This is a genomic window from Bradyrhizobium sp. USDA 4451, assembly GCF_054822585.1.
On sequence record NZ_JBTRCH010000001.1, the window covers coordinates 854,885 to 868,370 of the forward strand.

The 13,486-nt window shown below is 65.1% G+C and carries 15 protein-coding genes; all 15 read right to left on the bottom strand.

The features are described from left to right. Positions 1-34: 34 nt before the first annotated feature. The 15 genes from ACVMB0_RS03910 to urtB all read right to left on the bottom strand — a co-directional run bounded on the left by ACVMB0_RS03910 (position 35) and on the right by urtB (position 13,449). Positions 35-1,696: a CHASE domain-containing protein gene (locus tag ACVMB0_RS03910; RefSeq protein WP_456752079.1), complete on the bottom strand. Its 1,662-nt coding sequence runs from the start codon at positions 1,694-1,696 to the stop codon at positions 35-37. Positions 1,697-2,186: 490 nt separating this feature from the next. After that, positions 2,187-2,831: an urease accessory protein UreG gene (gene ureG, locus ACVMB0_RS03915; RefSeq protein WP_461345365.1), complete on the bottom strand. Its 645-nt coding sequence runs from the start codon at positions 2,829-2,831 to the stop codon at positions 2,187-2,189. Positions 2,832-2,992: 161 nt separating this feature from the next. Beyond that, positions 2,993-3,730 (bottom strand): urease accessory protein UreF, encoded by a 738-nt coding sequence (locus tag ACVMB0_RS03920; protein WP_461349586.1) that lies wholly within the window; start codon positions 3,728-3,730, stop codon positions 2,993-2,995. Further along, the gene (locus tag ACVMB0_RS03925) at positions 3,711-4,370 is read right to left on the bottom strand and encodes an urease accessory protein UreE (protein WP_461345366.1); all 660 of its coding nucleotides are present in this window, start codon (positions 4,368-4,370) and stop codon (positions 3,711-3,713) included. The genes ACVMB0_RS03920 and ACVMB0_RS03925 overlap by 20 nt, the downstream gene beginning before the upstream one ends. 7 nt (positions 4,371-4,377) lie before the next feature. Next, entirely contained in the window at positions 4,378-4,677 is a 300-nt protein-coding gene (locus ACVMB0_RS03930) for a putative quinol monooxygenase (RefSeq protein WP_456752076.1), read from the bottom strand. Between the two features lie 26 nt (positions 4,678-4,703). Then, positions 4,704-5,003: a putative quinol monooxygenase gene (locus ACVMB0_RS03935; RefSeq protein ID WP_456752075.1), complete on the bottom strand. Its 300-nt coding sequence runs from the start codon at positions 5,001-5,003 to the stop codon at positions 4,704-4,706. A 48-nt stretch (positions 5,004-5,051) separates the two neighbouring features. Further along, the gene (gene ureC / locus ACVMB0_RS03940) at positions 5,052-6,767 is read right to left on the bottom strand and encodes an urease subunit alpha (RefSeq protein ID WP_461345367.1); all 1,716 of its coding nucleotides are present in this window, start codon (positions 6,765-6,767) and stop codon (positions 5,052-5,054) included. 1 nt (position 6,768) lies between these two features. Continuing rightward, positions 6,769-7,323, bottom strand: coding sequence for an HD domain-containing protein (locus ACVMB0_RS03945; protein ID WP_456752073.1), 555 nt, complete (start codon positions 7,321-7,323; stop codon positions 6,769-6,771). Positions 7,324-7,497: 174 nt separating this feature from the next. After that, the gene (locus ACVMB0_RS03950; protein ID WP_050405365.1) at positions 7,498-7,803 is read right to left on the bottom strand and encodes an urease subunit beta; all 306 of its coding nucleotides are present in this window, start codon (positions 7,801-7,803) and stop codon (positions 7,498-7,500) included. A gap of 129 nt (positions 7,804-7,932) precedes the next feature. Then, positions 7,933-8,235: an urease subunit gamma gene (locus ACVMB0_RS03955; RefSeq protein WP_176528888.1), complete on the bottom strand. Its 303-nt coding sequence runs from the start codon at positions 8,233-8,235 to the stop codon at positions 7,933-7,935. Positions 8,236-8,281: 46 nt separating this feature from the next. Continuing rightward, a complete protein-coding gene (locus ACVMB0_RS03960; protein WP_461345368.1) occupies positions 8,282-9,118 on the bottom strand; it encodes an urease accessory protein UreD in 837 nt (278 codons plus the stop codon). Positions 9,119-9,166: 48 nt separating this feature from the next. Next, positions 9,167-9,862 (bottom strand): urea ABC transporter ATP-binding subunit UrtE, encoded by a 696-nt coding sequence (gene urtE, locus ACVMB0_RS03965; RefSeq protein ID WP_069279334.1) that lies wholly within the window; start codon positions 9,860-9,862, stop codon positions 9,167-9,169. Between the two features lie 2 nt (positions 9,863-9,864). After that, complete coding sequence (urtD, locus tag ACVMB0_RS03970) at positions 9,865-10,626, bottom strand: urea ABC transporter ATP-binding protein UrtD (protein WP_461345369.1); 762 nt, start codon at positions 10,624-10,626, stop codon at positions 9,865-9,867. Positions 10,627-10,630: 4 nt separating this feature from the next. Continuing rightward, positions 10,631-11,800 carry an urea ABC transporter permease subunit UrtC gene (gene urtC / locus ACVMB0_RS03975; RefSeq protein WP_461345370.1) on the bottom strand — a complete coding sequence of 390 codons (1,170 nt, stop codon included), beginning with the start codon at positions 11,798-11,800 and terminating at the stop codon, positions 10,631-10,633. Continuing rightward, the gene (gene urtB, locus ACVMB0_RS03980) at positions 11,797-13,449 is read right to left on the bottom strand and encodes an urea ABC transporter permease subunit UrtB (protein WP_461345371.1); all 1,653 of its coding nucleotides are present in this window, start codon (positions 13,447-13,449) and stop codon (positions 11,797-11,799) included. Before urtB ends, urtC begins: the two co-directional genes overlap by 4 nt. Between the last annotated feature and the right edge of the window lie 37 nt (positions 13,450-13,486).

Consider the following 13,486-nt stretch of genomic DNA (forward strand, 5'->3'; position numbering starts at 1 on the left):
ATAGAGCTGCACAACCTGTAGCGGCTGCGTTCGGCTATTTCTTCACCGGACGCAGCGGCGCGGAGAACTGCTCGGTGCGATCGCGCTCGGTCATGTCGACGACGGTGTCCATCGGCGCGGTCAACTCGTAGACGTAGGAAACGTCGGTGAAGTAGCGCTTCGCGGTGCCGCCGAGCGCTTCCGGCGCAACGCGGTCGAGCAGGATCAGGCCGAAGTCGCTGTCCGCCCGCCGCGTCGCCTGGCTGGTGTTGAACTCTTCCCAGCGGAAATGGAAGATCGCCTCCGCATCCTCGCCGACCACCTCCCAATTGGCGACGATATGCGGATGCTTGCCGACCAGCGACAGGCCCTCGTCGGAATGCGAGGCGAGCTCGAAGAACAACAGCGACAGCGATTGCGCGGCGCGGGCGCTGACCGTGATGTCGGGACCGTTCACCGCGATCCGCTCGGCATGCGGAATCGCGCGCGCTTCGAACAGGCCCTTCAGCTTGACGCCCTGCCACTGGCTCTCGCTAAGCAGCGTGACGACATTCGACATCGCGTGGATGCGCCCGATCAGGAGCTCGCGCGCGACGTCGATGTCGGCGCCGTGCCGCAGCGTGCGGGTCACGATCGACTGGATCACGGCGAGGATGTTCTTGACCCGGTGATTGAGCTCGTCGATCACGGCGGTCAGCCGGCGCTCGAAGCCGATCCGGACCTCGATCTCGCGACTGAGGCGCAGATTGTTGTAGGCGACATAGCCGAACAGACCGCAGACGATGCCGGTCAGCGCGAGGCCGATCGCCGCGACGATGGTCGCGGTCTGCTGCGCGCGCACCGTCGCGTTGCTCTTGGCGTAGTAGTCGAGCGACCAGTCGCGGCCGCCGAAGGTGACCGTGCGGACCATCGATGGCGTCGGCCCGTCCTGGCGCACCGCGCGCGAGGTGACGATGCCCTGCTCATTGGCGGTGAACTCGTCGTTGGAATCGCGCGGATCCTTCAGCGCCACCGCGAACAGCGAGGAATCGTCGTTGGTCAGCATCAGCGACGACAGCTCGTAAGAAAACGTGATGAAGCCGGCCGGCTCGGAGGCGCCTTCCTGGAACACCGGCGCGGCGAGCACGACCCCGACCGGACCGTTCTGCCGCAGCAGCGGCACCGGGTCCGAGGCCACCGGCTTGGCGTTGGCCATCGCTTTCGCCAGCATCGGGCCGACCACCGAGTGACGGTCGAAGGCGCGGCCCGGGATGCTCAGGGTCTCCGGGTTGCGCGGCTCGACGTCCATCAGCACGTTGATCGGCTTGTCGAGCGCCTTGATGTCGAGCGCCTGATCGTCGAAATCGCGGATCGAGGGGTTGGTGAAGCCGGCGGCCTTCAGCTCCGCTTCCGCCGCGGTCAGCTCGTTCGGCTTGAGCCGCGCGATCCAGGCGGCGACGACGAAGTCGGTCTTGAAGGCGTAGATCGCCGAGCGCAACGGCTGCAGCATGTTGGCCTTGACCATCGACGGCGTCCGGAACAGGCCCGAAGCGACCCGCGCCAGCAGCTCGCGCTCGGTCAGGCGGTCCTGCACCAGGCTGGCATGGACGTCGATCGCCCGCGCCAGCGCGATGCCGTCGATCGCGAGCTCCTGGTCATGTACCCGATAGGCCGCGAGACCGGAGAGCAGGACTCCGATCAGCGCAATCAAGGCAACGATGAAGCCCAGTCGAACCACACGCTTACTCGGCAATCAGGGGGTGGCGAAAGGGGACTGAAGGCATCTGGCTTCTGCGGGAGCGGCGACTAGTCAGGATGCGAAGAACGCCAGCCGCAAAGGAATATGGAATAGCGATCATCGGTACGCAACAGGAGCCGGTCGGCAACATTAACGACGACGCCACCCGGCGGTCTTTGGCGGCGCCAAAGGTTGCTAATCGTCAAAGTTGGAATTTGTTCCGGCGATAGCGCAGCTTTTTTGCGGCGAAGTGTTAGGGAGCGGAGCAAGCGGTACCCCTCTCCCCAACCCGGAAGGGGGGAGGGAGCCTGACCATCGTGCTCACCTCACGCCGAAGCATGCGAGTGCTTCACGCGCGACCGAGCGATTCGAGGACAACGCGTGTAAGGGAAGCACAGGCGGAAGGGCTCCCTCCCCCCTTGCGGGGGAGGGTGGGGAGAGGGGTACCGCTTGCTCGTTGAAAGAACAAACCGATCACCCGCCACAATGATTAACGGCCGGCCGCCTTGCCCGCCGCCTGTGACCGAAGGCCGCCCTTCGTCTCGATGAAACTGATGATGCGGTCGAGGCCGTTGCTTGTCTTCAGATTGGTCATCACGAAGGGCCGCTCGCCGCGCATCCGCCTGGCGTCGGTATCCATCTTCTCAAGCGACGCACCGACATGGGGCGCGAGGTCGATCTTGTTGATCACCAGCAGGTCGGAGCGCGTGATGCCGGGGCCGCCCTTGGACGGGATCTTGTCGCCGGCGGCGACGTCGATGACGTAGATCGTGAGATCCGCCAATTCCGGCGAGAAGGTCGCCGCCAGATTGTCGCCGCCGGATTCGATCAGGACGAGGTCGAGATCGGGGAATTTCGCCCGCATGTCGGCGACCGCGGCGAGGTTCATCGAGGCGTCCTCGCGGATCGCGGTGTGCGGGCAGCCGCCGGTCTCGACGCCGGCGATGCGGTCCGGCGTCAGCGAGCCGGAGCGCACCAGGAACTCGGCATCCCATTTGGTGTAGATGTCATTGGTGATCGCCGCGATGTCGTAGCGCTCGCGCATCGACTTGCAGAGCAAATCCATCAGCGCGGTCTTGCCGGAGCCGACCGGACCGCCGACGCCGACCCGCAGCGGGCCGTGAGAAGTGGGCATGTGAACAGCTCTCTCTTATTGTCGTCCCGGCAAAGGCCGGGACCCATTACCACCGAAAATCGATGTTGCGACGCGCCGGAGCCACAGCCTCGCATAACCACACAAGCCGGTGGTTATGGGTCCCTGCTTTCGCAGGGACGACGGGTGGAAAGTGTCGCGCCTCATGACCGGAACAGCCGCGTATATTGCGTCTCGTGACGCAGACTGGCGAGGTCGGCGCGGAAGGTCGCGCTGCCGAGATCGTCGAGCGTCGCCATGTCGGCCCGTGCTGCGGTCGCGGCAACGACCGGCTCGAGATCGGCCAGCACGCGCTGGCTGTCGGTCTGCCCGAGCGGGATCAGTCGGCTGCCTGCGGAAATCCAGTTCGAGACCACGGCGTGCAGGAAGGCATGCAGCGACGGCGCCAGGCGGATGCCGTGCGCGGCGCTGACGATACCGACCGCGACCGGATAGACGATCACGCCGTCGCAGGCCGCGATCATGGTGTCGAGACCGGGTGAATTCCAGGCGGCGCGGGCGATCTCGATGAAGGCGCGTCCCTGCGTCGTGGTTTCGAGCTGGCGCTCGCGCGACGGCACGAAGGCAGCGGCAAGCTCGGCGATCGCCTTCAGGGCGGCAGGATCAGGGCCAGACGCCGCGCGAAAACTCTGCGCGAGGAACACGGCGTCGCAAAAGCCGCTGCCGTCGCTCAGCATTGCGGAGAGCCAGCCGCGCAGCGAAGCGGCATCGGTGATATTGCCGGCCTCGACCGCCCATTCGAGGCCGCTGGAATAGGCGAACGCACCGACCGGAAAAGACGGCGACAGCCACGTCATCAGCCGGTACAGCGCGGCCGCCTCATCGTCCGCCATCCCGCCGCGCATCGCGGCGGGATCAGGCTCATTTGTGGTCATGAGCATGGGAGTGGTCGTGGTGATGATGGGCATGCCCGCAATGCTCATCATGGTGATGGTGATGGTGATGGTGGTGGTCGTGATCATGCCCGTGATCATGGTGATATCCATCACCGTGGTGATGTGCATGATCGTTGTGGTGACCATGATCGTGCGCCTGACTATGAGCATGATCGTGGCCGGCATGAACATGCGCGTGCGCCTCGGCCTGCGCATGCTCGGCATAGGCGCCGCCCTCGGGATCGAACGGCGCTTCGATCTCGATGATTCGGGCCCCCAACCCCTTCACCATTGCCTCGATCACGTGATCCCTGCGGATGCGCAGGCCCTTCGGCATGATCTGCGTCGGCAGATGGCGGTTGCCGAGATGCCAGGCGACCCGGATCAGATGATGCGGATCGCTGCCGCGGATTTCCACGAGCGGCTCGGGGGCTGCGACCACCTCGACGAGGCGCCCGTCCTCGAGTACCAGCGCATCGCCGCCGCGCAGCGCGACCGCGTTCTCGAGGTCGAGCAGGAATTCGAGCCCGCGCGTCCCGGTCATAGCCATGCGCCGCCGGTGCCGGTCGTCGAAATCGAGCACGACGGTGTCGGCGGCGGCTTCCTTGAAGCGATGCTGTCCCAGAACCTTGGTTGCGCGGATCATCGATGCCTCAGAGCTTCTGGACCTTGCCGTCGCTGATGATCTCGATCACCGTCGGCCCGGTCTTCATGTCCGCGGAATATTCGCGCCACACCTTCATGTGCGGCGCCTTGCTGTGCGCGGTCAGGTCGTCGCGGGTTTCCCAGCGCTCGACCACAACATACAGATTGGGATCGTTGACGCTGACATGGCCCTCATAGGAGAGGCAGCCCTTCTCCTTGTGGGTCTCGACGATGCAGGCCTTGTGCCCCTTGATGAAGTCGTCCCTGTTCTCCGGCTTCATCGGCGTGGTGGCGATCACATAGATCATAGAATTGCTCCCGTTGTTGTTCTTGCTTAGCGGACGTCGACCTTCTCGGGCGTGATCACCTCGATCTTCGGCGGCGCGGACATGCACTTCACGGCGACCCGGCCGAAGGTCTTCATGTGCTCGGCGGCACGATGCGGCACCAGCGCCTCGGCGTTTTCCCACTGCTCGACGAACACCATCTTGCTGTGGTCGGTGACGCTCTCATGCAGATCGTAGGCGATGTTGCCGGGCTCCTTGCGGGTTTCCTTGATGCAGGCCGTCGCCGCGGCGATGAATTCGGCGCGGGTTTCGGGCTTGATGGTCAGCGTGGCAACGACGTAAATCACGGAAATTCCTCCCGGTTTTCTTTTCTAGGTGAGATACCGGGGTGGGTTTTAGAACATAAAATAGCGCTGTGCCATGGGTAGCACCTCGGCCGGCGCGCAGGTCAGGAGTTCGCCGTCTGCGCGTACCTCATAGGTCTCCGGATCGACTTCGATCTTGGGCGTCGCGTCGTTGTGGATCATGCTCTTCTTGGAGATCTTTCCGCGGGTATTCTGCACCGCGTAGAGCTTCTTGCTGATGCCGAGCTTGCGGGCGAGGCCGCCGGTGACCGCAGCCTTCGAGGTGAACACCACCGAGGACGCGGTCAGCGACTTGCCGAAGGCGCCGAACATCGGCTGGTAATGCACCGGCTGCGGCGTCGGGATCGAGGCGTTCGGATCGCCCATCGGCGCTGCCACGATCGAGCCGCCCTTGATGATGCAGTCCGGCTTGACGCCGAAGAACGCCGGCGACCACAGCACGAGGTCGGCCATCTTGCCCTTCTCGACCGAGCCGATCAGCTTCGACACGCCATGCGCGATCGCGGGGTTGATGGTGTATTTGGCGATGTAGCGCTTGACGCGGAAATTGTCGTTGTCGTTGCCCTTGTCCTGCGGCAGCGCACCGCGCTGTTTCTTCATCTTGTCCGCGGTCTGCCAGGTGCGGATGATCACTTCGCCGAGCCGGCCCATCGCCTGGGAATCCGACGAGATCATCGAGAGCGCGCCGAGATCGTGCAGGATGTCCTCGGCGGCGATGGTCTCCTTGCGGATCCGGCTTTCGGCAAAGGCCAGGTCTTCCGCGATCGATGGATCGAGGTGATGGCACACCATCAGCATGTCCAGATGCTCGTCGATGGTGTTGCGGGTGAACGGCCGGGTCGGGTTGGTCGAGGACGGCAGCACGTTCTTCAGGCCGGCAACCTTGATGATATCGGGCGCATGTCCGCCGCCGGCGCCCTCGGTGTGGAAGGCATGGATGGTGCGGCCCTTGAACGCCTCGATCGTATCCTCGACGAAACCGGATTCGTTCAGCGTGTCCGAATGCAGCATCACCTGGACGTCGTAATCGTCCGCAACCGAGAGGCAGGTGTCGATCGCTGATGGCGTGGTGCCCCAGTCCTCATGCAGCTTCAGCGCGCAGGCGCCGGCCTTGACCATCTCGACCAGCGCCGCCGGTCGCGACGCGTTGCCCTTGCCGGAGATGCCAAGATTGACCGGGAAGGCGTCGAACGACTGGATCATCCGCCCCATGTGCCACGGGCCGGGCGTGCAGGTGGTCGCGAAGGTGCCGTGCGACGGGCCGGTGCCGCCGCCGAGTAGCGAGGTGACGCCCGCCATCAGCGCGTGCTCGATCTGCTGCGGGCAGATGAAATGGATGTGGCAGTCGAATCCGCCCGCGGTGAGGATCTTGCCCTCGCCCGCGATCACGTCGGTGCCGGGACCGACGATGATGGTGACGTTGGGCTGGATGTCGGGATTGCCGGCCTTGCCGATCGCGGCGATCATGCCCTCCTTGATCGCGACGTCGGCCTTGACGATGCCCCAGTGATCGACGATCAGCGCATTGGTTATAACGGTGTCGGCCGCGCCCTGCGCGTTGGTCACCTGCGATTGCCCCATGCCGTCGCGGATCACCTTGCCGCCGCCGAACTTCACCTCCTCGCCATAGGTGGTGAGATCCTTCTCGACCTCGATGATCAGATCGGTGTCGGCCAGCCGCACCTTGTCGCCGGTGGTCGGGCCGAACATGTCGGCATAGACGGAACGCTTGATCTTCACGGACATATCAGCCCCCAGTTTCAGCCAGCGCGGCCCTGGCGCGCGCCATGGTGTCATCGAAAATGCGATCGAGCCGCGGATTGATCCCCCGGCAGCCGGCAACGACCTTGTCGGCCCAGGCCGCATAGTCGGCGAGATCGGCGCGCTCATCCTTGCTCGGATGCGGCACGATCCGGGCGCCGATATTGCTGACCTTGTCGGCGGTCTTGATCAGCTTTGCGTCGGACGATTTGTGCGGAGCGTCATCGATCTGCTTTTCCCGCCGCTCGGCCTTCGGCAGGCTCATGTCGTCGGTGCACTCGACCACGAGATTGGCAACGCGCTCGCTGAACTTTTGCGCGAGCTCCTCGCGGGTGGTCTCGGTGTCCTCGATGGTGTCGTGCAGCCACCCTGCCGCCACCAGCTCGGCATCAGCGCCATCGGTTACGTGCGCGAGCAGATTTGCGACCTCGGCGAGATGATTGATATAGGGCTCATTTCCCCGCCCCTTGCGGGCCGTGCCGTTGTGACGGCGGGCGGCAAGTTCGGCAGCTTCGGAGACCATGCGAATTGCAGGAAGCATCGATTATACGACTCCCGCTTGGTCGCAGTTGCTATTGGCGGGAGATCGCGAAACGGCGCTTGTCAGCGCCCGGGGCTTACCCCTCTCCCCAACCCTCCCCCGCAAGGGGGGAGGGAGCCTGACCAGAGTGCTCACCTCACGCATCTCCATGGCTCACGGCGCATTGAATCCGAATCACAGCTTCCCCTTCACCTCGGCGCGGAAGCCGTGGATCACGCGCTTGCCGGCGAGGGCGACGAGCTGGACGTCGCGGGTCTGGCCGGGCTCGAAGCGGACGGCGGTGCCGGCGGCGATGTCGAGGCGCATGCCGCGGGCGCGTCTGCGGTCGAACTTCAGCGCCGGGTTGGTTTCGAAGAAATGGTAGTGCGAGCCGACCTGGATCGGGCGGTCGCCGGTGTTGGCGACCGACAGTGTCACGGTCTTGCGGCCGGCATTGAGCTCGATCTCGCCGTCCTTGATGAAGAGTTCACCGGGGATCATTTCTCTCTCCTGTCATTCCAAGGTACGCGAAGCGTGCACTATGATGTGCTCTGCACATCTGAGAATCTCGATCAACAATCTCTGGATTCCGGGTTCGGCCTTCGGCCGCCCCGGAATGGCGGTTCGTGGCTAGCGGATCGGCTCGTGCACGGTGACGAGCTTGGTGCCGTCGGGGAATGTCGCCTCGACCTGGATGTCGTGGATCATCTCAGGGATGCCGTCCATCACCTGCGCGCGGGTCAGGACCTTGGCGCCGGCCTGCATCAGATCGGCGACCGTGCGCCCATCACGCGCGCCCTCGACGATGAAATCGGTGATCAGCGCAATGGCCTCGGGATGGTTCAGCTTGACGCCACGCTCGAGCCGGCGGCGCGCCACCATGGCGGCCATCGAAACCAGGAGCTTGTCCTTTTCGCGGGGAGACAAATTCATGCGAGCACTCTGATCGTTCTGAAAGGATTAGTTGAGCCACAGGCCTTTAGTTAAGCCAGAGTCTTGGCAGCGGGACGATGGAGGCGCGGCCCAGCACCGCCATCATGTCGGCGCGCAGCCGGGCCGCATCTTGGGCACAGAAGCGCGCCATTGCAAAGCCATTCCAGGCGGAGATGCCGACCTCGCCGCCAAAGCTTTCCGAGACCTCGCGGATGCGCGCGACCAGCGCCTCGTCGCCGGGCACGATCAGCGCGGTGCCGATCGCGCATCCCCCATTGGCAATCGCGGGCCGTGCCAGCTTCGCGCCGATCTCGCCGTCGAGCCTGATGGTCTCGGCAAACACCAGCCGGCCGCCGCGCCGCACCCGCCAGCGGTCGACGAATTCGCCATGGCGCATGGTCTCGCCCATCGCGGCGCGGCCGAACACCACGATCTCGCAGAGCAAAAGCGAGGCGTGCTCGGCAAAATCGATGTCGAAGCTGCGGTGGATGCGCGCGCGGTCGAACAAAATGGTCTCCTGCGGCAGCCAGGAGAGATGCGCACCGTCCGCAACGCTGAGCGAGATATCAAGCCGCGCCGCGGCGCCGGGCGCGCGATAGACCTTCTCAGCGGCTGCCGTGGTCAGCGTCAGGCGGGCGCCCTCGCCGGCGGAGATGCCGATGTCGAAGCGGTCCCCGCCAGCAATGCCGCCGGCGGTGTTGACGAACATGGCGGAGAGGCCGTCATCTTCCGGTGACGGAAAGCGGACGCGCAGCGAGCCTGACTCGTGCAGGTCGCCGCGGCGGGTCGCGCCGTCCTTGCGATGCACCGCGAACCGCACTGCGCCCTGGGCGCGGTTTGCCGCAAACGTCGCCGCTGCCGCGCCTGCGATCCCGCTCCGCATTCCCCGACGCTCCCTTCGCACGCCACGGAGGGCGGCGTCACATCCTGTTCACAGCGCCATCTGGCGGCTGATCTCGGCGGGATCGAGGCTTGCGCGGTCGCAGGCATATTTCACCGCACCCCGGTCCATCACGGCAAAACTGTCGCCGAGTTCGCAGGCAAAGTCGAGATATTGTTCGACCAGCACGATGGCGATGTTGCCGAGGTTGCGCAGATAGGAGATGGCGCGGCCGATATCCTTGATGATCGAGGGCTGGATGCCCTCGGTCGGTTCGTCGAGCAGCAGCAGTTTTGGCCGCATCACCAGCGCGCGGCCGATCGCAAGCTGCTGCTGCTGGCCGCCGGAGAGATCGCCGCCGCGGCGGCCCAGCATGGTCTCGAGCACCGGAAACAGCGAGAACACGTCGTCGGGGATGTTGCGATCCTCTCGCTTCAGCGGGCCGAAGCCGGTCTTCAGATTCTCTTCCACCGTCAGCAGCGGGAAGATCTCGCGACCCTGCGGCACGAAGCCGATGCCGCGCCGCGCCCGCTCATAGGGCTTCAGCGCGGTGATGTCCTTGCCGTCGAAATTGATCGCGCCGGAGGCGATCGGATACTGGCCGACCATGGCGCGCAGCAGCGAGGTCTTGCCGACGCCGTTGCGGCCGAGCACGCAGGTGACTTTGCCGGGCTCGGCGGTCAGCGACACGCCGCGCAGCGCCTGCGCCGCGCCGTAATAGAGATTGATGTTGTCGACCTTCAGCATCGCTAGCGCCCCAGATACACTTCGACCACCCGCTCGTTCGACGACACCTGGTCGATCGAACCTTCGGCGAGCACCGAGCCTTCGTGCAGGCAGGTCACCTTGACGCCGAGCTCGCGCACGAAGGTCATGTCGTGCTCGACCACCATGATGGTGTGGTTCTTGTTGATCTCTTTCAGCAGCTCCGCGGTCAGATGGGTCTCGACGTCGGTCATCCCGGCGACCGGCTCGTCGACCAGCAGCACCTTGGGGTCCTGCGCCAGCAGCATGCCGATCTCGAGCCACTGCTTCTGGCCGTGCGACAGACTGCCGGCGAGGCGGTTGCGCGCCTCGGTCAGGCGGATGGTCTCGAGCACCTTGTCAATCCGCTCGGACTCGGCCTTGCTGCCGCGCCAGAACAGCGTGCCGCGCACGGAATGATCGACATTGAGCGCGAGCAGCAGATTGTCCTGCACGGTCTGGCTCTCGAACACCGTCGGCTTCTGGAATTTGCGGCCGATGCCGAGCTCGGCGATGCGGGTTTCATCGAGCCTCGTCAGGTCGACGGTGCCGTCGAACAGCACGGTGCCCTCGTCCGGCTTGGTCTTGCCGGTGATGATGTCCATCATCGTGGTCTTGCCGGCGCCGTTCGGGCCGATGATGGCGCGCATCTCGCCGGGCGCGAGCGTCAGCGACAGATTGTTGATGGCGTGGAAGCCGTCGAACGAGACGTGCACGCCGTCGAGATACAGCATGGCGGAGGTGGCGCGGGTATCCATGACGTTCATCGGTCTACTCCGCCGGGTTCGGTGCGCCGACGCCGTCTTCGCGCGCGGCACTCGCCTCGTCGGCTGCCATCCCCGCGCCGCGCCGCGTCTCGCGCCAGCTGTTGAAGGTGCCGACGATGCCCTTCGGCAAGAGCAGTGTGACCAGGATGAACAGCGCGCCCAGCATGAATAGCCAGTACGGCGCCAGCGGCCCCGAGGTGAAGAACGTCTTGGCGTAGTTGACGACGACGGCGCCGAGCGCCGCCCCGATCAGCGTGCCGCGTCCGCCGACCGCGACCCAGATCACCGCCTCGATCGAGTTGGCCGGCGCGAACTCGCTCGGATTGATGATGCCGACCTGCGGCACATAGAGCGCGCCGGCGACGCCGGCCATGCAGGCCGACAGCGTGAACACGAACAGCTTGTAGGATTCGACGCGGTAGCCGAGGAAACGGGTGCGGCTTTCGGCATCGCGCACCGCGATCAGCACCTTGCCGAGCTTCGAGGTCACGATCGCGCGGCAGATCAGGAACGCGATGATCAGGGCCAGGCAGCTCAGCAGGAACAGCGCGGCGCGAGTGCCTTCGGCCTGCACGTTGAAGCCGAGGATGTCCTTGAAATCGGTCAGGCCGTTGTTGCCGCCGAAGCCGAAATCGTTGCGGAAGAACGCCAGCAGCAGCGCATAGGTCATCGCCTGCGTGATGATCGACAGATAGACGCCGGTGACGCGCGAGCGGAAGGCGAGCCAGCCGAAGCAGAAGGCGAGCAGGCCCGGCACCAAGAGCACCATCAGCGCCGCAAAGGCGAACTTGTCGAAGCCGTACCAGTACCAGGGCAGCTTGTCCCAGTTCAGGAACACCATGAAGTCGGGCAGGATCGGGTTGCCGTAGACGCCGCGGCTGCCGATCTGGCGCATCAGGTACATGCCCATCGCGTAGCCGCCGAGCGCGAAGAATGCTCCATGACCAAGCGAAAGAATCCCGCAATAGCCCCAGATCAGATCGATCGAGAGCGCAAGGATGGCGTAGCAGACATACTTGCCCCACAGCGCCACCAGATAGGTCGGCACCTGGAACATCGAGCCCTGCGGCAGCAGCAGGTTCGACAGCGGGATCAGCACGCCGACCGCGGCGACGAGCAGGACGAACGCGGTCGCTGCGCGGTCGAGCGAGCGGGTCAGGATGTGCGGTGTCATGCTTCCACCGCCCGGCCCTTGAGCGCGAACAGGCCGCGCGGCCGCTTCTGGATGAACAGGATGATCAAGACCAGGATCGCGATCTTGCCGAGCACCGCGCCGGCCACCGGCTCCAGGAACTTGTTGGCGATACCGAGCGTGAAGGCGCCGACCAGCGTGCCCCAGAGATTGCCGACGCCGCCGAACACCACGACCATGAATGAGTCGATGATGTAGCTCTGGCCGAGATTCGGGCTGACATTGTCGATCTGCGACAGCGCCACGCCGGCGATGCCGGCGATGCCCGAGCCGAGCCCGAAGGTCAGCGCGTCGACGCGCGAGGTCGCGATCCCCATCGAGGCCGCCATGCGGCGGTTCTGCGTCACCGCACGCATCTCAAGCCCGAGCGCGGTGTAGCGCAGCATCGCGAGCAGGATCGCGAACACCGCGAGCGTGAAGCAGAGGATCCAGAGCCGGTTATAGGTGATGGTGATCTGGCCGAGCTCGAAGGCGCCGCTCATCCACGAGGGATTGCCGACCTCGCGGTTGGTCGGGCCGAACGCGGTGCGCACCGCCTGCTGCAGCACCAGCGACAGCCCCCAGGTCGCAAGCAATGTCTCCAGCGGGCGGCCGTAGAGGAAGCGGATGATGGTGCGCTCGATCAGAACGCCGATGAAGCCGGCGACCAGGAACGCGAGCGGCACCGCAATCAGCAGCGAATAGTCGAACAGCACCGGATAACGGGTGCGGATCACCTCCTGCACCACGAAGGTGGTGTAGGCCCCGAGCATCACCATCTCGCCATGCGCCATGTTGATGACGCCCATCACGCCGAAGGTGATGGCCAGGCCGATCGCGGCGAGCAGCAGCACCGAGCCGAGCGACAGGCCGTACCAGGCGTTCTGCACCATCGACCACATCGCCAGATTGCTCTGGATCGAGGACACCGCGCTGGCGGCGGCCTTGGCGACCAGCGGCGGCTGATCGCCGAGCCCGGTGAGCAGCGCCAGCGCCTCCTGGTCGCCGCGCGCCTTGACCACGGCGACGGCGTCGAGCTTGTCGCTGTCTGTCGCATCCGACTTGAACAGGATGATGGCGGCGCGGGCCTCGGCGAAGGCCTGCTTGATCGGCTTGACGCTCTCCTTGGCGAACGCGGTCTCCACCGTCGGCAGCAAATTCTCTTCGTGGCTCTTGAACACCGATTGCGCCGCGGCGAGCCGCTTGGCCGGATCCGGCGACAGCAGCGTCAGGCCGCCAAGCGCGGCTTCCACGGTGCGGCGCAGGCGGTTGTTGAGCCGGACGGCGGCGGCGTTGTCGGGCAGCTTGTCGACGGCGGCACCGGTGGTGGCGTCGACGATCTTGCCGTCGGTCTGGGTGATGAAGACCTTCTTGCTGTCGGGATCGGCCGACAGCCGGCCGTCCTGCAGCGCGCTGATGATGGGCGAGGCCAGCGCATTGCCCGATGCGGCGATCTCGCCGACCGCTGCCTCCGTGTCGGAGAACTCGTCATTGGCGAATTTGGCGACCGAATCCTCGAACGGCCCGGCCAGCGCCGGCGCGGCAAGACAGCTCAACAGCAGGATCGAGAGCAACAGCGTACGAAAACGATCAATACAATTGGCAAACACGTCAGGACCCCGGCCGGAGTGTGAGGAGAAGGCGGCGAGCATGCCGCCTTCTCCAGGTTCTTGGATGGTTGTGTTGTGT